21 protein-coding genes, 1 tRNA gene and 1 pseudogene are annotated in these 21,026 nt (G+C 63.6%); 18 read left to right on the plus strand and 5 right to left on the minus strand.

Annotated elements, in window-relative coordinates; translation table 11 throughout:
* Positions 1-154: 154 nt before the first annotated feature.
* On the minus strand, positions 155-1,045 hold the full coding sequence (locus BMG03_RS09510; RefSeq protein WP_075774699.1) for a LysR family transcriptional regulator: 891 nt from the start codon (positions 1,043-1,045) through the stop codon (positions 155-157).
* Positions 1,046-1,153: 108 nt separating this feature from the next.
* On the opposite strand from BMG03_RS09510, the gene cuyA reads away from it, so the two are divergent.
* The 11 genes from cuyA (at position 1,154) to BMG03_RS09565 (ending at position 11,877) form a co-directional block, all read left to right on the plus strand.
* Complete coding sequence (cuyA, locus tag BMG03_RS09515; RefSeq protein ID WP_075774700.1) at positions 1,154-2,176, plus strand: D-cysteate sulfo-lyase; 1,023 nt, start codon at positions 1,154-1,156, stop codon at positions 2,174-2,176.
* A gap of 4 nt (positions 2,177-2,180) precedes the next feature.
* Positions 2,181-3,389 carry a DegT/DnrJ/EryC1/StrS family aminotransferase gene (locus tag BMG03_RS09520; protein ID WP_075774701.1) on the plus strand — a complete coding sequence of 403 codons (1,209 nt, stop codon included), beginning with the start codon at positions 2,181-2,183 and terminating at the stop codon, positions 3,387-3,389.
* The gene (gene cuyB, locus BMG03_RS09525) at positions 3,386-4,108 is read left to right on the plus strand and encodes a cysteate racemase (RefSeq protein ID WP_075774702.1); all 723 of its coding nucleotides are present in this window, start codon (positions 3,386-3,388) and stop codon (positions 4,106-4,108) included. Before BMG03_RS09520 ends, cuyB begins: the two co-directional genes overlap by 4 nt.
* 50 nt (positions 4,109-4,158) lie before the next feature.
* A complete protein-coding gene (tauA, locus tag BMG03_RS09530) occupies positions 4,159-5,148 on the plus strand; it encodes a taurine ABC transporter substrate-binding protein (RefSeq protein ID WP_075774703.1) in 990 nt (329 codons plus the stop codon).
* A 64-nt stretch (positions 5,149-5,212) separates the two neighbouring features.
* Complete coding sequence (locus BMG03_RS09535; RefSeq protein ID WP_075774704.1) at positions 5,213-6,001, plus strand: taurine ABC transporter ATP-binding protein; 789 nt, start codon at positions 5,213-5,215, stop codon at positions 5,999-6,001.
* Complete coding sequence (locus BMG03_RS09540) at positions 5,998-6,867, plus strand: ABC transporter permease subunit (RefSeq protein ID WP_075774705.1); 870 nt, start codon at positions 5,998-6,000, stop codon at positions 6,865-6,867. Before BMG03_RS09535 ends, BMG03_RS09540 begins: the two co-directional genes overlap by 4 nt.
* Positions 6,868-6,881: 14 nt before the next feature.
* Entirely contained in the window at positions 6,882-8,192 is a 1,311-nt protein-coding gene (gene hisD / locus BMG03_RS09545) for a histidinol dehydrogenase (RefSeq protein ID WP_075774706.1), read from the plus strand.
* Positions 8,193-8,223: 31 nt separating this feature from the next.
* Complete coding sequence (locus tag BMG03_RS09550) at positions 8,224-8,988, plus strand: alpha/beta fold hydrolase (RefSeq protein WP_075774707.1); 765 nt, start codon at positions 8,224-8,226, stop codon at positions 8,986-8,988.
* 354 nt (positions 8,989-9,342) lie between these two features.
* Positions 9,343-9,516: a F0F1 ATP synthase subunit gamma gene (locus BMG03_RS09555; protein WP_206185792.1), complete on the plus strand. Its 174-nt coding sequence runs from the start codon at positions 9,343-9,345 to the stop codon at positions 9,514-9,516.
* A gap of 14 nt (positions 9,517-9,530) precedes the next feature.
* On the plus strand, positions 9,531-10,529 hold the full coding sequence (locus BMG03_RS09560) for an LOG family protein (protein ID WP_075774708.1): 999 nt from the start codon (positions 9,531-9,533) through the stop codon (positions 10,527-10,529).
* Entirely contained in the window at positions 10,498-11,877 is a 1,380-nt protein-coding gene (locus BMG03_RS09565) for an MBL fold metallo-hydrolase RNA specificity domain-containing protein (protein WP_075774709.1), read from the plus strand. The genes BMG03_RS09560 and BMG03_RS09565 overlap by 32 nt, the downstream gene beginning before the upstream one ends.
* 6 nt (positions 11,878-11,883) lie before the next feature.
* Here the strand turns inward: BMG03_RS09565 and BMG03_RS09570 are convergent, their stop codons facing one another.
* Positions 11,884-12,804, minus strand: a complete 921-nt coding sequence (locus BMG03_RS09570; protein WP_075774710.1) for an endonuclease/exonuclease/phosphatase family protein — start codon at positions 12,802-12,804, stop codon at positions 11,884-11,886.
* A gap of 115 nt (positions 12,805-12,919) precedes the next feature.
* The gene (locus tag BMG03_RS21015; RefSeq protein ID WP_233243227.1) at positions 12,920-13,192 is read right to left on the minus strand and encodes a hypothetical protein; all 273 of its coding nucleotides are present in this window, start codon (positions 13,190-13,192) and stop codon (positions 12,920-12,922) included.
* A 267-nt stretch (positions 13,193-13,459) separates the two neighbouring features.
* On the opposite strand from BMG03_RS21015, the gene BMG03_RS09580 reads away from it, so the two are divergent.
* The 7 genes and pseudogenes from BMG03_RS09580 to BMG03_RS09610 form a co-directional block, all read left to right on the plus strand.
* Positions 13,460-15,502: an ATP-binding protein gene (locus BMG03_RS09580; protein ID WP_075774711.1), complete on the plus strand. Its 2,043-nt coding sequence runs from the start codon at positions 13,460-13,462 to the stop codon at positions 15,500-15,502.
* 216 nt (positions 15,503-15,718) lie between these two features.
* Complete coding sequence (locus tag BMG03_RS09585) at positions 15,719-16,594, plus strand: STAS domain-containing protein (protein ID WP_075774712.1); 876 nt, start codon at positions 15,719-15,721, stop codon at positions 16,592-16,594.
* 10 nt (positions 16,595-16,604) lie between these two features.
* Positions 16,605-16,949 carry an STAS domain-containing protein gene (locus tag BMG03_RS09590; protein WP_232621759.1) on the plus strand — a complete coding sequence of 115 codons (345 nt, stop codon included), beginning with the start codon at positions 16,605-16,607 and terminating at the stop codon, positions 16,947-16,949.
* The gene (locus BMG03_RS09595; protein WP_240497022.1) at positions 16,942-17,361 is read left to right on the plus strand and encodes an ATP-binding protein; all 420 of its coding nucleotides are present in this window, start codon (positions 16,942-16,944) and stop codon (positions 17,359-17,361) included. Before BMG03_RS09590 ends, BMG03_RS09595 begins: the two co-directional genes overlap by 8 nt.
* Positions 17,358-18,392, plus strand: coding sequence for an anti-sigma regulatory factor (locus BMG03_RS09600; protein ID WP_075774714.1), 1,035 nt, complete (start codon positions 17,358-17,360; stop codon positions 18,390-18,392). The genes BMG03_RS09595 and BMG03_RS09600 overlap by 4 nt, the downstream gene beginning before the upstream one ends.
* Before the next feature lie 20 nt (positions 18,393-18,412).
* Complete coding sequence (locus BMG03_RS09605) at positions 18,413-19,501, plus strand: ATP-binding protein (protein ID WP_167733392.1); 1,089 nt, start codon at positions 18,413-18,415, stop codon at positions 19,499-19,501.
* Between the two features lie 87 nt (positions 19,502-19,588).
* Positions 19,589-19,977: pseudogene (locus BMG03_RS09610) on the plus strand (transposase); the annotation flags it as partial.
* Here BMG03_RS09610 and BMG03_RS09615 read toward each other — a convergent pair.
* Positions 19,972-20,046, minus strand: a tRNA-Asn gene (locus BMG03_RS09615). The pseudogene BMG03_RS09610 and the gene BMG03_RS09615 overlap by 6 nt on opposite strands.
* Positions 20,047-20,117: 71 nt before the next feature.
* Complete coding sequence (locus tag BMG03_RS09620; RefSeq protein WP_244270933.1) at positions 20,118-20,990, minus strand: MBL fold metallo-hydrolase; 873 nt, start codon at positions 20,988-20,990, stop codon at positions 20,118-20,120.
* Between the last annotated feature and the right edge of the window lie 36 nt (positions 20,991-21,026).

Here is a 21,026-nt window from a genome sequence, read left to right on the forward strand (position 1 = left end):
TTCCTATCAATATGATGAATATTTCTATCTAACCGCGTCACAGACCGACTCCGTGCTTCTCGATCCTCGTCTGCCACGATCGAGGTTGCGACCGCACTTCATGGATCTCGGCGGCAAGTTCCGGGCAATTTGGCGCCTGAGCGACGACCGGCTTTCAAGACCTGAGCGACGACCAGAAAGTCTCTTCCGCGAGGTTGTAATTGCCTTGCAGGCGCATCGCCTTGATTTGCAATTCGCAGACCGGAAGTTCCGTGGAGAGATCGACCAGATGTCCCGCCGTGATCGGCTCCAGTGCGAGCGATTCCGGGACCCACGCGACCCCCATGCCGATCACCGCCATCTCGACCGCCGCCAGCGTCAGTGCCGTCTCGACCTTGGGCGCATAGCGGATCGCCGGGCTGAGATAGGGCAGGATGCTGCGCTCCATCACTTGGCCGAAGAAAACGTCCGAGGGGTAGGCGATGTAAGGCGTCTCGACGGGACCGGCGCCCTCGGGCGCGGCTCTCGGCAGGCTGGAGTTGAAGACCGGGATCAGCCGGTCGGTGCCGATCGTGATCTCCTCGAGAAAATCGGCACGGGCGTCGTCTCTTTCGTCCGGCGTGCGGTAGACGATCGCGACATTGGCCTGCCGCGAGAGCAGTAGCCCCGTGCAGGCGTCGAGATTGGCCGAGCGCAGGCGGACATATATCCCCTCGCGCTCTGTCGGCATCTTGCGCAGGATCGATGGTATATGCCCGGTGGTCAGCGAGTGCTGGCAGGCGATCACCACGCGGTTGCTTGCCACGCTGTCGCCGCGCCGCAGATCGGCGACGAGCTGACGCAGCCCGTTCGACAGCTGCATGATTTGTTCTCGCTGCGCCCGCGTCGTCGGCTTGAGACGGATCGGCTTGTGCGAGCGGTCGAACAATTCGACGCCGACGAAATCCTCGATCTGCTTAATTCGGCGCGAGAATGCGGATTGCGTGAGCATCCTGCGCTCGGCTGCGCCGCTGAAAGATCCCGTATCCTCGATCGCGAGGATGTCTTCGAGCCATTCCAGTCGCATATCGCCCCTAACTTGCAAGAAGTGCAAAACATATCAAGAATTTCGAATTTGCATAGGGGGTTGATCTGCGCAACGCTCGATACAGACAAGTTACCCAAGGAACTCCATATGCATCTCGCTCGCTTTCCCCGCGTTCATCTGGCGCATCTGCCGACCCCTCTCGAAAAGCTTGATCGCCTCTCGAAAGAGCTGGGCGGGCCGGAAATCTGGATCAAGCGCGACGACTGCACGGGCCTGTCGACCGGTGGCAACAAGACGCGCAAGCTGGAATTTCTGATGGCCGAGGCGCAGGCGATGGGCGCCGATACCGTGATGACCCAGGGCGCGACCCAGTCGAACCACGCACGCCAGACGGCGGCGGCTGCGGCGAAGCTCGGGATGGCCTGCCATATCCTGCTTGAGGATCGCACCGGCTCGAACGACGCCAATTACAACGAGAACGGCAACGTGCTTCTCGACCATCTGCATGGGGCGACGACGTCGAAACGGGCGGGCGGCAAGGACATGCAGGCCGAGATGGAGGCGGTCGCCGAGAAGCTGCGCGGCGAGGGCCGGACGGTCTACGTCATTCCCGGCGGTGGCTCCAACGCGACCGGCGCGCTCGGCTATGTGAACTGCGCCTTCGAACTGGTCGGGCAGGCGAATGACCGCGGGCTGGTGATCGACCATATCGCGACGGCGACCGGCTCGGCGGGCACGCAGGCCGGGCTGATCACCGGACTCAAGGCGATCAATGCCGGGATCCCGCTGACGGGGTTCGGGGTGCGCGCGCCGAAGGACAAGCAGGAGGCCAATGTCTTCGCGTTGGCGCAGAAGACCGCCGAGAAGCTGGGCTGCCCCGGTGTGGTGGCCCGCGAGGACGTGGTGGCCGATTGCAGCTATGTCGGCGAGGGTTACGGCATCCCGCGAGAGGATACGCTGGAGGCGATCCGCATGTTCGCGCAGCTCGAAGGGATCCTTCTCGATCCGGTCTATTCCGGCAAGGGCGCGGCCGGGCTGATCGACTATTGCCGCAAGGGGCATTTCAAGAAAGGCGAGCGCGTGGTCTTCCTACATACCGGCGGCGCCGCGGCGCTGTTCGGCTACGAGACCGTCTTTGCCGAGGCCAACAAAGCCCTCGTGGTGGCCTGAGATCATGATCCGGCCGCGCTTCTCCAAGAGCTTCACCCAGCAGCCCCCGATCCCAGAGGAGGGGATCGAGGCGGCCGTGGCGGTGATGCGCTCGGGGCGGCTGCATCGCTACAACCATGCACCCGGCGAGGCGAGCGAGGTGGTGGAGCTGGAGCGCGAATACGCGCAATGGCAGGGCGCGCGCTATTGCCTCGCGGTGGCTTCGGGCGGACAGGCGATGCAGATCGCCCTGCGCGCCGCGGGGGTGATGCCGGGCGATCGCGTGCTGACCAACGCCTTCACGCTCGCCCCGGTGCCGGGCGCGATCGCGGCGGTGGGGGGCGTCCCGGTTCTGGTCGAGATCACCGAGGATCTGGTGCTCGACCTCGAAGCGCTGGCGACGAAGGCTGCGCAAAGCGGCGCGCGGCACCTTCTGCTGTCGCATATGCGCGGTCACCTGTGCGACATGGACCGTCTGATGGAGATCGCGACGGCGCATGGGCTGACCGTGATCGAGGATTGCGCCCACACGATGGGGGCGCGGTGGAACGATCGGTTGTCCGGCTCTTTCGGGCTGGCGGGGTGTTTCAGCACCCAGACCTACAAGCACATGAATTCCGGCGAGGGAGGCTTGCTGACCTCGGATGACGCCGAATTCATGGCGCGCGCGACGGTCCTGTCGGGCTCCTACATGAACTACGAGAGCCATGGGGCAGGGCCCGCGCCCGAGATCTACGACAAGATCCGGCTGGAGACGCCCAACATGTCCGCCCGGATGGACAATCTGCGCGCGGCGATCCTGCGCCCGCAGCTTCGCCAGCTGGAACAGAGTGTTGCCGCGTGGAACGCGCGCTACGATCTGGTGGCCGATGGGCTGACGCGCTCGCCCGCGATCTGCCTACCGCGTCGGCCGAAGGCGGAATTCTATGTCGGCTCCTCGATCCAGTTTCGGGTGCCCGGCCTTGCGCCTGCCGAGGCGGAGGTCCTGATCGCGCGGCTTGCGGAGGCGGGGGTCGAGGTGAAATGGTTCGGGGCCGATCAGCCCCGGGGCTTCACCTCCGATCATCGCAGCTGGCGCTACGTCGCTGCGCAGGAGCTGCCCCAGACCGATGCGGTTCTCGCCAGCCTCTTCGATATGCGCCTGCCGCTGACGTTCAGTATCGAGGATTGCGCGCATCTTGCAGGTCACATCGTCGATGCAGTCGAGAGCGTCCGCGCTAGGGTGAGCGCATGATGCGGCGGGTCGGCATTCTGGGCGGTATGGGACCGGAGGCGACGATCCTGGTTATGCAGAAGGTTCTGGCCAGCGTGACGGCGCGCGACGATGCCGATCATGTGCCGCTGATCGTGGATCAGAACCCGCAGGTCCCCTCGCGTATCCGCCACCTGATTGAAGGTACGGGCGAAGATCCGGGCCCGGTTCTCGCCGACATGGCGCGCCGGCTGGTGGCAGGCGGGGCGCAGGCTCTCGCGATCCCCTGCAACACCGCGCATCACTACCTGCCCGCGATCCGCGCGGCGGTCGACGTGCCGGTGCTCGACATGGTGGAGCTGTCGGTTGCCCGGGCCGCACGCTTGGCCGGGCAGGGTGGTAGGGTCGGCGTTCTTGGCTCACCCGCGCTGCGCAAGGTGAAACTCTTCGATTCAGCCGCAGCGCGACACGGGCTGGACCTGCGCTACAGCGAGGCGGAAGACGATCTTCTGGCTGCGATCCGCCAGATCAAGGCGGACGGCCCGCAACCGGGCGCGCGCGAAAAACTGGCGGCCGCCTCGAGCGCGTTGTTCGAGCGCGGCGCAACTGTGCAGATGATCGCCTGCACCGAATTTTCGCTTATTCCGGAGGCAGTCTGTCCCCGGACGGACGTATTTGACACGCTCGACGAGCTGGTCAGTGCTATCGTCGCCTTTGCGACCGCACCGGCGGAGGGGCACAGCGATAGTGGAACGCGATAACCATCAAAGCGAGAGATACATCTCGCAATGTTACCAACGGAGGTTCTGACATGAACAAATTCAACAAGATCATGATGACGGCGGCGGCCGCGCTGACGCTCTCGACGTCCGCGCTCTGGGCCGAGACGATGACGATCGGGACGTTCAGCGATCCGACCCCGATGAACGCCGCGCGCGCCGAAAAGGCTTTCGAGAAGGCCACCGGCTGGACGATCGAATGGCGGGTGTTCAACTCGGGCACCGACGTGATCGCAGCCATGGCCTCGGGTGATGTCGAGGTCGCGGAACTTGGCTCCTCGCCGCTGGCGATCGCCGCGAGCCAGGGCGTCGACCTGCAAATGTTCATGGTGTCCTACGCGATCGGCGATTCCGAGAGCCTGATCGCGCATAACGGCTCGGGCATCAAATCGCTGGAAGATCTGAAGGGCAAGCGCGTCGCGGTGCCGGTGGGCTCCACCGCGCATTACTCGCTGATGGGCGCGATTTCCCATGCCGGGATGAAGGAATCCGATCTGACCATCATCTCTATGCCGCCGGACCAGATCGCCGCCGCATGGGATCAGGGCACGATCGACGCCGCTTTCATCTGGCCGCCGGTGCAGACAAATATCCTCGAGACCGGCAGCCGTATCGTGAGCGCCGCCCAAACCGCGAAATGGGGCTATCCGACCTTCAACGCATGGACCGTGAACACCAAGTTCGCCGAGTCCCACGAGAAGGAAATGGTGGCCTTCGCCAAGGCGATGAACGCGGCGAACAAGGCCTATCTGGACGATCCCTCGGCCTGGACGCCCGATAACGAGAAGGTCAAGGAGATCGCCAGCGTGACCGGCGCGGGCGCCGACCAGATCCCCGGCATTCTCAAGGGCTACACCTTCGTGCCGCTGTCCGAACAAGTCAGCGACACCTGGCTTGGCAATGCCGCGAACATCATGAAATCGACCGCGGAATTCCTGAAATCCGCGGGCCGCATCGACAGTGTCGCCGACGATTACTCGGCCTTCGTGAATACGAAGATCGCCGAAGACGCCCTGAAGTGAAACAGTCTTTCCTGCCCGGGTATACGATCCGGGCAGGACCAAGAAACCGAGAGGGAGCAGCGACGTGGGATTAAATGTCGAGGACGTATCGGTCGTCTATCCAGCGGCGGATGGTCGCCCGCCCGTCGAGGCCTTGAGCCGGATCAACCTGACAATCGAGGACGATGAATTCGTCGTGGCGCTCGGCGCATCGGGGTGTGGGAAATCCACGCTTCTCAACCTGATCGCGGGGTTTCTGTCGCCGTCCTCGGGGGCGCTGATGCTCGATGGCGAGCAGGTCTCCGGCCCGGGCGCGGACCGCGCGGTGGTGTTTCAGAAACACGCGCTCCTGCCGTGGCTGAACGTTTTGGACAACGTGGCTTTCGGCCTGCAGATTCAGGGCGTCGCCGAGGCCGAGCGCAAGAAGGTCGCCAACAGGTTCCTGAGCATGCTCGGGCTCGACGGGTTTCAGGGCGCGCCGGTGTACTCGCTTTCCGGCGGGATGCAGCAGCGCGTCGGCATCGCCCGCGCGCTTACCTGCGATCCGCGCGTTCTGCTGATGGACGAGCCGCTGGGCGCGCTCGACGCGCTGACCCGCGAAAAGGCGCAGGAACTGATCCTGAACATCTGGAACGACACCCATAAATCGGTCTTCTTCATCACGCATAGCGTGGAGGAAGCACTGTTCATGGGCACCAAGCTGGTGGTCATGTCGCCGCGCCCGGGGCGGATCACCCACGTATTCGACCTGCCGTTCTCGCGGCAGTTTCTCGATGGGATGCCCGCCCGACAGGTGAAGGCCTCCCCGAAATTCATCGAACTTCGCGAAGAAGTCCTGAAGATCATCTTCGCCGACGAAGAGGCCGCGGCATGACGGAGCAAACAACTCAAACCCCGACGAAACCGCCCGGACTGTGGGCGCGGATTTCCCGCTCGCGCGCGACCAAGCCCGGTCAGACCTACGGCGTCCCGGGGCAGGGCAATACGCTGTGGCTCTCGATTGGCTCGATCCTGTTTTTCTTCTTCGTCTGGTGGCTCGTGACCTTCATGGGCTGGGTGAAGCCGCTCTTCGTGCCCTCGCCGATGGCGATCGTGTCGAAGTTTCTCTCGGTCTGGAGCGACGGCTATACTGGCACCTCGTTTCTCGATCACGTAGTGATTTCGACCGTGCGAGTCTTCGGCGCCTTCCTGCTGGCTTGCGTGATCGGGATTCCGTTGGGGCTCGCGATGGGGATGAGCCCGATCATGCGCGGCATATTCGACCCGCCGATCGAGTTCTACCGGCCGATTCCGCCGCTCGCCTACCTGCCGCTGATGATCATCTGGTTCGGCATCGGCGAGACCTCCAAGGTCCTGCTGATCTTCCTGTCGGTCTTCGCGCCGGTCGTGCTGGGGGCGCGCTCTGGCGTCAAATCCGCCGCGATCGAGCAGATCCACGCCGCCTATTCCTTCGGTGCGACACGCTGGCAGGTGATGCGCTATGTCATCATGCCCTCCGCGATGCCGGAGATCCTGACGGCGATGCGGATCGGGGTCGGCTTCGGCTGGACCACGCTGGTCGCCGCGGAGATGGTCGCCTCGACCAAGGGGCTTGGCTACATGGTGCTCTCCGCCAGCCAGTTCCTGCAGACACCGGTCGTGATCATGGGGATCTTCGTGATCGCCGCGATCGCCTTCGCTTTCGATCTCTTGATGCGCTTCGTCGAGCGTCGCCTCGTGCCCTGGAAGGGCAGAATGTAACGGGAAGAACCACCATGATCTACTTGAAGAAAGCCGTCCGGACAGCCGAGGCGGATCAGGAAGGCGTGCATGACATCGTCTCGAAGATGCTGGCGAAGATCGCGGCCGGCGGCGAGGACGCGGCGCGTCACTATGCAAGAGAACTCGACAAATGGACCGGCGAGATCGTCGTCACCCCGGAGCAGCGCGCCGCCGCCAGCGCCGCCGTGCCCGAGCCGCTCAAGGCCGATATCCAGTTTGCCCATAACAACGTGCGCCGCTTCGCCGAGGCGCAGCGCGCGACGGTCACCGATTGCACGATCGAGATACTTCCGGGCCTGACCGCCGGGCAGAAGCAGATCCCGGTCTCGGCCACCGGTTGCTACGTGCCCGGCGGGCGCTACAGCCACGTTGCCAGCGCGATCATGACGATCACCACTGCCAAGGTCGCGGGCGTGCCCCACATCACCGCCTGTTCGCCGCCGCGGCCCGGTCTCGGCATCCCGCCCGCGATCCTCTACGCGATGGACCTGTGCGGCGCCGACGTGATCCTTTCGATGGGCGGCGTGCAGGGGGTGGCCGCGATGGCCAATGGTCTGTTCGGCCTGCCAAAGGCGGATATCCTCGTCGGACCCGGCAACCAATATGTCGCTGAGGCCAAGCGGATCCTCTTCGGCCAGATCGGCATCGACATGTTCGCTGGCCCGACCGACAGCATGGTGATCGCCGATGCCACGGCGGATCCCGAGATGGTCGCCTATGATCTGGTGGGGCAGGCGGAGCATGGCTACAACTCGCCCGTCTGGCTCGTCACCTCCGATCGCGCTCTGGCCGATCAGGTCATGCGCCTCGTGCCGGAGCTGATAGAGACCCTGCCGGAACTCAATCGCCACAGCGCGAAAGCGTCCTGGGCGGATTTCGCGGAAGTCATCCTGTGCGACGGCGCCGAGGAGATGGCGCGGTTCGCCGATCAACTCGCGCCCGAGCATCTGCACGTGCAGTGTCGGGATCTCGACTGGTGGCTGGCCCGGCTGAAATCCTACGGCTCGCTGTTTCTCGGCGAAGAGACGACCGTAGCCTTCGGTGACAAGACATCGGGCCCCAATCATGTGCTGCCGACCTCTGGGGCCGCGCGCTACACTGGCGGGCTCTCGGTGCACAAGTTCATGAAGACGATCACCTGGCAGCGCGCCACCCGCGAGGCGGCCCGACCGCTCGCGGAGGCGACGGCACGAATCTCGCGGCTCGAGGGGATGGAGGGGCATGCGCGGTCCGCCGATATCCGGCTTTCCAAGTTCTTCCCCGAGGAACATTTCGACCTGCGTCCGGCGCAGGTCCAGGGCTGACGCGGAGCGCGGACGGAGAAGGGAGGCAGGGATGCCGGAATTGTCCTTCACCCGGGCAGGCAACGGGCCGCCCCTCGTCCTCGTGCACGGCTATCTCGGCGGCAGCGCAATGTGGGACGCGCAGCTTGCGCATTTCAGCCCGTTCCGCGATGTCATATGTCCCGATCTCGCGGGGTTCGGGGCAAGCGCAGCGCTGGAGGCGCCCGAGAGCATCGAAGGTCACGCGCGCATGGTGCTCGGACTTCTCGACCGGCTCGAGGTCGAGCGCTTCGATCTTCTCGGCCATTCGATGGGCGGCATGGTCGTGCAGGAGATGATCCGGCTGGCCCCCACGCGCATCCGCAAGCTGATACTCTACGGCACCGGGCCGCGCGGCGTGATGCCGGGTCGGTTCGAGACGATCGCGCAATCCCGTGAACGGCTTCTGCGCGACGGGGTGCCCGCGACCGCGCGGCGGATCGCGGCGACATGGTTCCGGCAGGGAGAGGCGGCGGAGGGATTTCCGCTCTGCCTGTCGCTCGGGCAGAAGGCGCGCCAGCAGGCCGCACTCGCAAGCCTCACGGCCTGGGAAGCTTGGGATGGCACGCCCGCTCTTGGCGCGATCGCAAGCCCGACCCTCGTCCTTTGGGGCAGCCGCGACCGCTCCTATGACTGGACGCAGCCCGAAGCGCTCTGGCGCGGCATCCCGGGGGCGGATCTCGCCGTGATGCCCGGCTGCGCGCATAACGTTCACATGGAGAAACCGGACCGGTTCAACAGGCTGGTCGGCGATTTCCTCGATGCGGCAGACTTTTAGCAGGACGCTGAAATCGCCGCGCCGCGACGGGAAGCCGGAAAACAGAAAGCCCAGAGCGAACTCTGGGCTTTGATCTTTGAAATCAATCTCTTGCGAGAACTTTGGCTGCCGGCGGTAAGGAGTTGATCGGTCTTGCCTTCATGCTTAAGGCATTGCATGCGTTATTGTTTTTCTGCGTGGCCTCTTGGTTTTTGCTACATCTGGGTGTTCCAGGGCTAGATATTCGAATTCGGCGCGGCAGGGAATTTTTCGGTAGTCCGCACAGGTGATTAAGCCAATAAATCTCCCGGGTTGATAGAAGGGTCAGCCTAGCGATTTCACCGTCGCCCGCAGCAGGAGCACCCCGCCGCTACCGTGGCCGGATTTTACTCCGCCGTTGACAAGGCCCGGATGCGCGCAATGATCGCCGCTCAGGACAATACCTCCGACACGCTGACCGAGCTGATCCAAACCTCGCGCAGCCTGCGGCAGGACGAAATCACCGAGGAGATCGTGGAGCTTGCCACCGCAAGCCTGCCGGTTCGGTAATCGAGGAGGAGCCGATGTCGGAGACAATCGAAGGGGAACGCGCCAAGCCCCAGCCCGCCGATGACGTGGCGCGCGAGGTCGATCTGCCGTGGTGCGAGCCCAAGCCCAGCCACGAGGATGTCCGCGCCCCCGATCTGACCCGCGAGATCATGGCGCATCCGAATTACTTGCAGGCCGATGAGGATGTCGATTTCCTCAACCGCGACGACATGCGCGGCGCGCGCCTGCAGCTCGATTACCAGAAGGCCGAGACGCTGCTGCGCGAACAGGGCATCGCCCATTCGATCGTGGTTTTCGGCGGCACCCGGATCCCCGAACCGCAAGCCGCGCATGAGAAGCTGGCCGAGATGGAGGCCCGCAGCGCGGCCGATCCGGGCAATGACGATCTGACGCGACGCGTCGAGATTGCCAGACGCGTCGCCGCGAAAAGTCGCTATTACGACGTCGCCCGCGCCTTCGGCCGGATCGTCGGCGCGCGCGAGGGCCCGCATGGCAACCGGCTGGTGATCGTCACCGGCGGCGGGCCGGGGATGATGGAGGCCGCCAATCGCGGCGCCTATGATGCGGGCGCGCGTACGGTGGGGCTCAATATTACGCTCCCGCACGAGCAATTCCCCAACCCCTACATCACGCCCGGCCTGTGCTTCCGCTTCCGCTATTTCGCCCTGCGCAAGCTTCATTTCCTGATGCGCGCGCGGGCGCTCGTGGTGTTTCCGGGCGGCTATGGCACGCTCGACGAACTGTTCGAGACGCTCACGCTGATCCAGACCCGCAAGATCCGCCCGCTGCCGGTGATCCTTGTCGGGCGCGAGTATTGGAGCCGGGTCTTCGATCCGGATTTCCTTGTGGAGGAGGGGGTGATCGACCCCGAGGACCGCGACCTGTTCTGGTATGCCGAAAGCGCCGAGGAGATCTGGGAGGATATCGGGCGTTGGTATGCGCAGTTCGGTCGCAATATCGACGAACCAATGGGAGGAGAGGATGAAGATTTCATTTCACGGTGCCGCGCATGAGGTGACGGGCTCCTGCCATCTCGTCGAATGCGCGGGGCGCAAGATCCTGATCGATTGCGGCATGTTCCAGGGCCGCTCGGAACTGGTCGAAGACAACGCCGCGAAATTCGGCTTCGAGCCCTCAGAGATCGACATGGTATTGCTGACCCATGCCCATCTCGATCACTGCGGGCGGCTCCCGCTTCTGGTCAAGCGCGGCTTCAAGGGCGAGATCATCGCGACCTCGGCCACGCGCGATCTGGCGCGACTGGTGATGCTCGACGCGGCGCATCTGCAAGAGGAAGAGGCGCGCCGTCATCACCGCCATGGGCGGCGCGGCGGGTCGCGTGAGGCGCTTTACGACACGATGGACGCGCTCGACGCGGTCGATCGGTTCGGGCGCAACGCGACTTATCGCAAGACGCTCTCGCTGTTCGACGGGATCGAGGCGACCTTTTTCGACGCGGGCCATATCCTCGGCTCGGCCTCGATCCGGCTTGACCTGACCGAGCATGGCCGCACCCGCAAGATCCTGTTCTCGGGCGATCTGGGCCCCGACAATCGCCCGCTTCTCAACGATGCCGACCCGCCGGAGGATGCAGATATCGTGGTGATGGAAACCACCTATGGCGAGCGCGACCATCGCGGGCTCGAGGCCTCGATCGCGGAATTCCTCGCCGCGATCCGCGCGACCACGGGGCGGGGCGGCAATGTCATCATCCCGACCTTCGCGCTGGAGCGTGCGCAGGAGTTGCTGTGGTTCCTGCGCGAGGGGATGGCCTCGGGCGAGATCGAGAAATCGCTGCGGGTGTTCCTCGACTCTCCGATGGCGATCTCCGCGACCCGGATCTTCGCGCGCCATGACGAGGCGCTGCGCCCGGAACTGGCCAATATCATCCACAAGGGGCGCGACCCGTTCCAGCTGCCCGAGCTGCATTTCACCCGCGAGACGCAGGATTCGATCGCACTCAACGAGATCCGCTCGGGCGCGGTGATCATGGCGGGTTCGGGGATGTGCACGGGCGGGCGCGTGCGCCACCACCTGCGCCACAATCTCGCGCGGCAAGAAAGTGCTGTGATCTTCGTGGGTTACGCCGCCGAAGGGACGCTCGCGCGGATCATCGTGGACGGGGCGAAACATGTGAAGCTTTTCGGCGAGGAGATCCCGGTGCGTGCGCAGATCCACACGATCAACGGCTTTTCCGCCCATGCCGACCAGACCGATCTGAAACGCTGGCTGGCCCGCACCCGCCACCCGGAAAAGATCTTCCTCGTGCATGGCGAGAAAAAGTCGATGGAGGTCTTCGCGAAAGGGCTCGACCCGGCGAAGGTCGTTATGCCCGAGCTGCATCACAGCTTCGAGCTCTAGCCGCGCTCACAGCCCCGGCAGGTCGATCGCGACGGCCGCGTGATCGCTTGCATGGGGGCGGTGGCGGCCGATGCCGGGCAGGCGCTCGCCCTGATAGCGGGCGGCCTCGGTGCCCAAGCCCTTGCGCAAGATACGCGGCACCGCATCGGGGTAGCGCGCGGCGAGCGCGGGCGAGGCGAACAGCACATCGGGGCAATGGTAGCGCGCCGAATGGGGGTCGTAATAGGTCCAGCGTTCGGGCCGGGGCATCCGCGCCATCAGATCCACGCTGAACCCGTGTTCAAGCGGCGCCGTCGCGCGGGGCAGAGGTAGCTCGGAGGCGTCGGGTTCGTTGAGATCGCCAAGGATCAGCCAGAGCGCTTCGGCCGGATTGTCGAAGTGCTGCTCGATCAGCGCCCGCGTCGCCAGCGCCTCGAGGTGCCGGGTGCGCCAGGCGGCGGCCTCGTCGGGGTAGGGCGATTTGAAATGCGTGATGAACAGCGTCAGCGCGCCCACTTCGACCATCAGGCAATCGCGCCGGAAGATCGGCATCTCGGGATCGACGCCCTCGGGCAGCTCCAGCCCCAGATCGCCCGGCGTCAGCGCTGCGTGACTGCGCACCGCTCCCAGCGCGCGGCGCGACAGCACCGCCAAATCGAGCCCGCGCCCGTCATTGCCCGGCAGGCAGACCCGCTCGGGGTAAGGCCGCGTGCCGGTGGGCAGCAGGTAGCGCGCGTGGAAGTGCTCCAGGGTCGCGATGTCGAACACCTCTTGCAGCGCGACCAGATCGGCGTCGATCCCGGCGAGCAGATCGGCCGTCAACCGCCGGTCGATCGGATCGAGGCGCGGGTCCTCGGGGTCGTCGCTGTCCCAAGCCCCATGCAGCCGCCCCAGCTCCCGGTTCGGTAGCAGGCGCATGTTTTGGGTGTTGAGGCTCGCGATCCGCATCTTGGCGTCAGCATCGCATGGGCGGGGCGGTTTGGAACAGCGCGAATGCGTCCGTTGATCCTCCCCCAATGAAGTGGTCCGCCGTTTTGTTTAGAAAAACGGAGGATCAGAATGGCTACGAAGCGACACAAGCCGGAAGAGATTGCCACGAAGCTGCGGTGATCACGGGGGCAACGCCTTGCAAGAGCTTGAGCGCGAGGCAGCGGGGCGCATCTTCGACACGCAGGTCGCTCGGATCGGTGAACATTGCCCGAACCGCGCTTCGGATCTTCTCCGGCGATGCGGACAGCGCAATGGCATTATCACCGGGTTTCGACATTTTGGCCTTGCCGTCGACACCGGGCAACCGGCCTGACTTGGGGATGATTGCCCTAGCCTCGGCCAGCACGGTGCAACCTGTCATTTGCGTTGATGCGCCGCACCTTCTCGGGATCATGGGCGTTGTCGGTCAGCGCGTGCCAAATGGCCCTTCCCACATTTGTCACGCGAGATTAGCTGCTGGATGAGTGTTGGCGGGGCGTCTTTGCGTGCTTTTGTTTCTGGCCCATTTGGGTCAAATGCTGTTTGTAAGATTCACAAAAAGCTCTAACTATTGCGCTCGTTCAGAAAACCCAATCTGCATTGGACCGATTAAGTGAATTCGCAAGACGCTTTGATGCCGGGAGCACGCGGCGCCGAGGACCAAACTGCTCCTGACGCTGGCTACAAGGCCTTGATGGAGTTGATCGATGACGGGTTCTGCGTCATCCAGTTCATCGACGGTCCCAGAGGCCCACTCAGCGACTACGTCCATATCGAAGCCAATTCCGGTTACGAGAGGCATACCGGGATTGACGGCATTGTCGGCAAGACCGTTTTCGATGTCGCTCCGCAAGATGGGGACGAGTGGGTGAAAATCTACGGCGAAGTGCTCAGAACCGGGGAGCCTCTGAGGTTCGAGCGCGAATTCGTTGAGGTCGGGCGGCACATCGAGGTCTCTGCGAGGCGGGTGGAGCCCGCAAGCAAAGCTCAGGTCGCGGTTCTCTTTCGCGATATCACCGATCGCAAACAGAAGGAGCGCGAGCTACGCGAAAGCCAGCGGCGCGCGGAAAAGAACGCGCGTCACGTCGCGCGAGCGCTCTCGGCCGGGGCGATCCTGGGCACTTGGGTCTGGTATCTCGACAGCGAAACCTTCGACCTCGATGACGACTTTTCCCGCAGCATGGGGCTCGACCCCGCGCGGGCTGTCGAAGGCCTGACCATCGAGCAGATTGTCGTAAACGTGCACGAGGACGACAAGCCGGGTCTGATGGCGGCGATCGACCGCGCGACGCAGCAGACGTCGCCTTACGCGCATCAGTTCCGTGTTCGGCGGGCCGACGGGCGCTATCACTGGGTCGAAGCCAACGGCCGGATGGAATCGCAAACACCGCGCATTTTCGCAGGCGTTCTCATGGATCTCGATGATCGGCGCGCCATTCTCGAGGAGCGCGACAAGGCGGCCGCGGCGCTGTCTCAGCTGAATGAGACTCTGGAGCAGCGCGTCGAAGAGCAGACCGCGAAACTGATGCAGCAGGAGGAGAAACTCCGGCAGGCCCAGAAAATGGAGGCCGTGGGGCAATTGACCGGCGGTCTCGCTCACGACTTCAACAATCTCCTCACCGCGATTTCGGGATCCCTCGAATTCGTCGCGAAGCGCCTTGAAGACGGGCGTCCCGAGGAAATCCTGCGGTATCTGGAAGCCGCGCGATCGTCGACCGAACGTGCCGCAGGCGTCACCCAGCGCTTGCTTTCCTTCTCGCGTCAGCAGTCGCTCATGCCCAAGCCCACCGACGTTCCCCAGCTGGTGCACGGGATGGAGGACCTGTTGCGGCACACGATCGGGCCGCACATCTTGATCAGAACGGAGCACAGCGCAGCGCCTTGGCCCGCGATGGTCGATCCGAACCAGCTCGAGAGTGCGCTGCTAAATCTTTGCATCAATTCGCGCGATGCCATGCCCGACGGTGGCACGATCACGATCAGCACGGCCAACGAAGTCATACAAGATGGACATTCGGAACTTCAGCCCGGTAACTACCTGCGCCTTTCCGTGCGTGACACCGGAACGGGGATGTCCGCAGAAGAGATATCGAAAGCGTTCGATCCTTATTTTACCACCAAGCCCAGCGGTAAAGGCACCGGCTTGGGCCTCTCGATGGTCTATGGGTTTGCGCGGCAAAGCGGCGGATGCGCTACGATCGAAGCCGATTGCGGTGTGGGGACGACAGTGAACATTTTTCTGCCGCGCTCTACGGCGGCGATCGAGTTCCCCACTGCGCAGCGTCCGGTGGCTGAAGCTCCGGCCGCGAGCGCCGATCACTCGATCCTCGTGGTCGATGACGAAGTCATCGTGCGCTTCGTCGTGGTGGAGGCCTTGGAAGAGGCAGGGTTCACTGTCTACGAAGCCGGGAACGCGGCTGACGGCCTCGCGTTGCTGCACGAACAGCCGGGGGTGTCGGTTCTGCTGACGGATATCGGCTTGCCCGGCGGGATGACGGGTCGTGAACTCGCATCCCGGGCGAAAGAGTCCCGCGAAGACCTGAAAATCATATTCATGACCGGATATGACGAAGAGGCCGCGACAGGGCCGGCTCAGGTCGACGCCGAAGTCCTTTTGAAACCGTTTGATTTCGACGAGATGGTGCATCGCGTGAAGAGGCTCTCAGGGCTCAGCTGAGTGATGCGGTTCGTCACGAACGGTGTTCGGCGCATTCGCTTTTGCGATTTCGAGTGACAGGGACGTCGGTTCCATTGACCGGTTTGCAAGATCGCAGTGCCCGTGGACGTCGACGATCAGGGGCTTGTCCTCGGGGCAAGATTGAAGACCATGCGTTGACTTTGCCGCAGCTAATTGGCTTACCTGTTTTATTCATAAGAACGGGAGTTCCTGCACATGCCGCAGACAGCGACGGCAAATATCCTGACCATACTCGAAACTGATTTCTCAGGTGTCGTCGAGGAGTGGCTAGGCACTCAGGTGAAAGAGGGCGTGAAACGCTCTGACCTGTTCTCCGACTCCGAGAGTCGTGCGCAGAACCAGGAACTTCTGAAAGCCTTCACCAAGGGTATCCGTGCCGGCGTCGTAAACGAAGAGTTCAGCCTGGACGACGACGAATGGGAAGACCTGCGTGCCGTCCTCGCAGACGTCAGCAAGGAGCGCGTCGGCCGTGGCGTCACGCCGACCGAGATGGCGACATTCGTGCTCGCCCTCAAAGCTCCGCTGTTCAAGCGGCTCGAGGCGATGACGGATGTCGAAAGCGGGAAGCTTATCAGCGACGTGCTGATGGTGACCCGTCTCGTCGATGCTTTCGCGATTTACACCAACGAGATCTTCATCGGCGAGCGCGACCAGATCATAGAGCGCCAACGTCAGGAAATGCTCGAGCTGTCGACCCCGGTGGTCGAACTCTGGGATCGCGTTCTCACGCTGCCGCTGATCGGCACTCTGGATTCCGCCCGGGCGCAGGAGGTCATGGAGAACCTGTTGCAGACCATTCTCGAGCGGCAGGCCGAGGTGGTGATCATGGACATTACCGGTGTCGGCACGGTCGACACGCAGGTGGCGCAGCACCTTTTGCGGGCCGCGGCCGCCGTGCGCCTGATGGGCGCGGAATGCATCATCAGCGGCATCAGCCCGATGATCGCGCAGACCATGGTGCAGCTCGGCATCGACGTGGGCACCGTGTCCACCCGGTCCAGCATCCGCACGGCCCTGGCCGATGCATTGCAGAAGGTCGGCTACGTCATCAAAACCAGCGAGGTCTCCTGACGTGTCGGGTGTGACGTCCATAAACCTGGTCGAGAACGCGCTTCTGGTCTCCATTCAGGACGACGTCACCGATACGGAAATCGTGGAACTGCAGGACACGCTCTCCAACCGGATCGCCAAGGAGAACGTCAAGGGCGTGATCCTCGACATCAGTTCGCTGGAGATCGTCGATACCTTCGTCGGGCGCGTCATTGCCCAGCTCGCTGGCATTTCCAAGCTGCTGGCCGCGGAAACCTACGTTGTCGGGATGCGTCCAGCGGTTGCGGTGACCTTGGTCGAACTGGGGATGTATCTGCCCGAGACCCGCACGGCGCTCAGCCTGACCCATGCACTCACTCAGTTGCGGCGTGCCTGATCCAAACGAAACATCCAGCAGACCAGCCGTCGCGGAGATAACGCTTGCGACCAGCCGCGATGTGGTCGCTGCGCGTCAGGCCGTCGCTCGAATTCTCAAGGAGCGCGGGCTGTCGGCGGTGCGGATCACCCGTTTTGCGACGGCTGTGAGCGAAATCACTCGCAACGCAATCGTGCACGGAGGCGGCGGCAAGATTTCAATTTATCTCGACGACCGTTCCGAGTATCTGCGCGTCGAATGCCGCGACGAGGGGCCGGGAATCGAAAACGTAACGCTGGCCATGTCCGACGGTTACACGACCGCGGGAGGCCTCGGCAGAGGGCTCGGCGGCGCCAAGCGCCTTTCACACGGGTTCGAGGTCCGCTCTGCCCCCGGCAAGGGCACAACCGTTTCCATGAGCGTGAAGCTATGAACCAGTGGGTGGAAATTGATGATCGCAGTGCCGTGGCAGTCGTTCGGCGGCTCGCGCGGCGCCATGGGGTCGCGATCGGTCTTCCCGAGACACGCGTCGGCGAACTCGCGATCGTGGCTACGGAGGCCGCGACCAACATGCTGCGCTACGCAGAGCGCGGGCGAGCCCTGATCGAACTTGTGCGCCAGCCCGGTGCCGACGTCATCAACATGATCTTCACGGATCGAGGGCCGGGGATCTCGGATATCGACCGGATGTTCCAAGATGGCGAAAGCTCGACTGACTCCGCCGGTCTCGGGCTCGGGGCGATCGTGCGCCTCTCGGATACGTTCGACATTTTCAGTTCGCCGGACACCGGAACGACGATCGTATGCACCTTCGGCGGGAAAAGCAGCGGTGCTGATTGCGGCGTCGAAGCGGTGGGGCTGCGTGTTTGCCACCCGAACGAAGACACCTGCGGCGACGACTTTCAGATCCGGCAGACCCCGCGGGCGACCGATGTGTTGCTCTGCGACGGCCTTGGGCATGGCCCCGCCGCCGCCGAAGCCGCCGGCGAGGTGATCGCAGCTGCAGGCGCCGCGGGCGGGCTTTCGTCGGAGCCAGGTAAGCTGATGCGCCAGATTACCGAGCGGCTGGTCGGTCGACGCGGGGCGGTGGTAGCTCTGATGCATGTCGCACAGCCGCAGATGGAGCTACGTTACGCGGCGCTTGGCAATATCTCGACCTTGCTGATCGGCGCGAAGGGTATCAGGCGGCTGGCGGTGCGCGACGGTCGCATCGGTGGCGCGGCGACTCATGGCTACGAGGAAGCCGTGCAACTGGAGGCGGGGGACATGGTGATCCTGCATAGCGACGGTTTGAAAACCTTGCGGGAGGCGCATTTTCCGCCCGGATTGCTGAAGAAAAGCCCGCTGTTGATCGCCGGATTTCTTCTGGATCGCGCGTTCCGCGGGCGCGATGATGCGAGCATCGTCGTCATGCGCATAAACCGGGGAGGCGACCAGTTACCATGGCAAAACTCACCACCGTGACCCTTGAGAAGAGCGCCGACGTGGCCCGGCTGCGCGATGTCGCCATGACGCTCACCAACGTCCTGCAATTCGGCGCGTTCGAGCGCACACGGGCCGTCACCGCCGTCGTCGAACTCGGTCGCAATGCAATCGAACATGGGCAGAAGGGACGCGCGACCTTCTCGCTCACCGAGGTGGAAGGCAAACCGGCACTCGGGCTTCTCGTGACCGACCAGGGGCGCGGCATCCCGAAGGAGAAACTTCAGCCGGATGGGGCGCCTTCCTCCTCGACGGGGATGGGGCTGGGGCTTCGCGGTGTGCAGCGCATCGCAACGCGTTTCGATGTCGAGACCGGTCACGAAGGAACTCGGATCGAGGCGGTTTTCCGCTCGTCGGCAAATCTGCCGGCGGATGCCCGGCTCATCGATCAGGCGACAGAAGCGCTAAACGATCTCAGCATGAAGGACCCGACAGCGGCCCTCAGCGAACAGAACCGCGAACTCTCGGAGGGGATCACCGAACGCGACCTGCTGATGCAGGAGCTACACCACCGGACCGGCAATAACCTCGCGCTCATCGCCGCGCTCATTCGTATGAGCAAGTCGCGGGCCCAACAACCGGAGACCCAGCAGGTTCTGACCGAACTCGAAGTCCGTGTCGGGGCGCTCTCCAAGGCCCACGAATTGATGCAGCGCGGGAAGGAGACCGGAAAGGTGGATCTCGCGCAGATGGCTGCCGAAGTCGCGAGAACTTCGGAGCGTGCGTTCAGCGGCGAAAGCCTCGACGCCAATATCGAGGTGACCTGCGCAGAGCTGATGCTCGACAGCAAGCTCGCCATCGACATTGGGCTCATCATCGGAGAGCTCATCACCAATGCGTTCAAATATGCCTTTACCGGCAGGGAGAGCGGAACCATTCGCGTCGACGTCTCCGGCGACCTGCAAAGCGGGATCGCCCTGGTCGTCTCTGACAACGGCATCGGCTTGCCGTCGGATGCCGAGCGTCCGGAACGGTCGAATTCACTCGGCTGGCGCCTGATCCGGACCCTGACGTTCCAGCATGATGCGACGCTGACCGTGGACGGCTCCGACGGGCTGCGCGTCTGTATCAAGTTTCCGGCACAAAGCTAAATTTCGGCTCTGATCGTCTTCAGGAATACGCCTGCTTCCCGATGATCAGGATCGTGCGACGATTTCAAGCGAGATGCCGTCGCGCAGATCACGGAGAGGGTCTACCCGGTCAGAGAGGTGGCCGAGCGCTTGGGCGTGAGCCAATGCTCCCTCTGCTTCTGGAGGAAGAAGTTCTCGAAAGCGTCGGCTAGCGACGCGGAGACGGATGCCGAGATCTGTCGGCTGAAGAAGGAACTGGCACGGGTCTCGGAGGAGCGCGACATCTTAAAAATGGTCCCCGCTTATTTCGCCTGGAATGCAAAGTGAGATACGCGTTCGCGGCCGAGCATCGCGGGCAGTTCGTCGTCAGAGCCATGTGCCGCGGCCTTCGTCGGTCCGTGCCGCGTTTGTGCGTTTGGGACGCCGGAAAAAAGAAAGCCCAGAGCGAACTCTGGGCTTTTCTCTTTGAAATCAGTCTCTTGCGAGAGATTTGGCTCCGGCGGTAGGGATCGAACCTACGACCAATTGATTAACAGTCAACTGCTCTACCGCTGAGCTACGCCGGAACATGTGAGGGTGTATATGAATCTCGAATTGGGATGTCCAGAGGGTTCTGGCGAAAAAATTCAGGCTTTCGTCACGTCAGCGAAAATAGCGCCTCCGGACGCAGGTCGGGCGCGGCGATGACTTCGTTTTGTACAGACATTTCAACGAGATGGGCGAAGACATTCCGTTCGGCGGCTGGCAGGAGGGCTGCGGGCACGTCAGTGTATATCGCGCGGGTGAGCGTCTGCGGGGTGGCGGGGCGCTCTGCCAAGGCGCTTCGGATCTGCGCGGTGCGGGCGTCGCGATGTGCGCGCTGACTCGCGATCAGCGTTTGCGGATCGGTCACCGGCTCGCCATGGCCGGGATAGAGAATGCGCGGGCGGAGTGCCTCGATGCGCGCGAGGGAGCGATAATAGTCGCCCAGATCGCCGTCGGGCGGTGAGATCAGCGTCGAGGACCAGCCCATAACCACATCGCCGGTCAGAAGCGCATCGCCCATCGCGAAGCTCAGATGGTTGCAGAAATGGCCGGGCGTATGCAGCGCCGTGAGCGACCAGTCGCCATGGCTCAGCGTCTCGCCATCCTCGATAAGGATGTCGGGGTCGAACGCGTGATCGACCCCTTCGCCGCCGCCGGCATGTCCACGCGCAGCAAGTTCCGCCATCACAGGCGCGCGCCCGGCCTCGGGCGGGCCGAAGGCGAGGATGGGCGCGCCCGTGGCCTCGGCCAAGAGCCGCGCGCCGGGGGAATGGTCGAGATGGGCATGGGTGACGAGGATATGGCTGACGCGCTCTCCGGAGGCGAGCGCGTCGAGCAGCGCCTGAAGATGGGCAGGATCGGCGGGGCCGGGATCGACCACCGCGACCTCGCCTGTGCCAATGACATAGGTGCAGGTGCCGGTATAAGTCATGGGGGACGGGTTCGGAGCCAGGATCCGACGCAAGCCGGGCTGCAATTCTTCCATCTTTCCCTCCGTCGCGGCCATCGCTAGGGTTCTGGC

The organism is Thioclava nitratireducens (assembly GCF_001940525.2).
In the GTDB taxonomy this organism is placed as follows: Bacteria; Pseudomonadota; Alphaproteobacteria; order Rhodobacterales; family Rhodobacteraceae; genus Thioclava; species Thioclava nitratireducens.

Excerpts from the sequence above, each read along its gene's own strand:
- BMG03_RS09510 (WP_075774699.1), bottom strand. The coding sequence starts at position 1,045 with ATGCGACTGGAATGGCTCGAAGACATCCTCGCGATCGAGGATACGGGA.
- cuyA (WP_075774700.1), top strand. The coding sequence starts at position 1,154 with ATGCATCTCGCTCGCTTTCCCCGCGTTCATCTGGCGCATCTGCCGACC.
- BMG03_RS09520 (WP_075774701.1), top strand. The coding sequence starts at position 2,181 with ATGATCCGGCCGCGCTTCTCCAAGAGCTTCACCCAGCAGCCCCCGATC.
- cuyB (WP_075774702.1), top strand. The coding sequence starts at position 3,386 with ATGATGCGGCGGGTCGGCATTCTGGGCGGTATGGGACCGGAGGCGACG.
- tauA (WP_075774703.1), top strand. The coding sequence starts at position 4,159 with ATGAACAAATTCAACAAGATCATGATGACGGCGGCGGCCGCGCTGACG.
- BMG03_RS09540 (WP_075774705.1), top strand. The coding sequence starts at position 5,998 with ATGACGGAGCAAACAACTCAAACCCCGACGAAACCGCCCGGACTGTGG.
- hisD (WP_075774706.1), top strand. The coding sequence starts at position 6,882 with ATGATCTACTTGAAGAAAGCCGTCCGGACAGCCGAGGCGGATCAGGAA.
- BMG03_RS09550 (WP_075774707.1), top strand. The coding sequence starts at position 8,224 with ATGCCGGAATTGTCCTTCACCCGGGCAGGCAACGGGCCGCCCCTCGTC.
- BMG03_RS09560 (WP_075774708.1), top strand. The coding sequence starts at position 9,531 with ATGTCGGAGACAATCGAAGGGGAACGCGCCAAGCCCCAGCCCGCCGAT.
- BMG03_RS09565 (WP_075774709.1), top strand. The coding sequence starts at position 10,498 with ATGAAGATTTCATTTCACGGTGCCGCGCATGAGGTGACGGGCTCCTGC.
- BMG03_RS09570 (WP_075774710.1), bottom strand. The coding sequence starts at position 12,804 with ATGCGGATCGCGAGCCTCAACACCCAAAACATGCGCCTGCTACCGAAC.
- BMG03_RS09580 (WP_075774711.1), top strand. The coding sequence starts at position 13,460 with ATGCCGGGAGCACGCGGCGCCGAGGACCAAACTGCTCCTGACGCTGGC.
- BMG03_RS09585 (WP_075774712.1), top strand. The coding sequence starts at position 15,719 with ATGCCGCAGACAGCGACGGCAAATATCCTGACCATACTCGAAACTGAT.
- BMG03_RS09600 (WP_075774714.1), top strand. The coding sequence starts at position 17,358 with ATGAACCAGTGGGTGGAAATTGATGATCGCAGTGCCGTGGCAGTCGTT.
- BMG03_RS09620 (WP_244270933.1), bottom strand. The coding sequence starts at position 20,990 with ATGGAAGAATTGCAGCCCGGCTTGCGTCGGATCCTGGCTCCGAACCCG.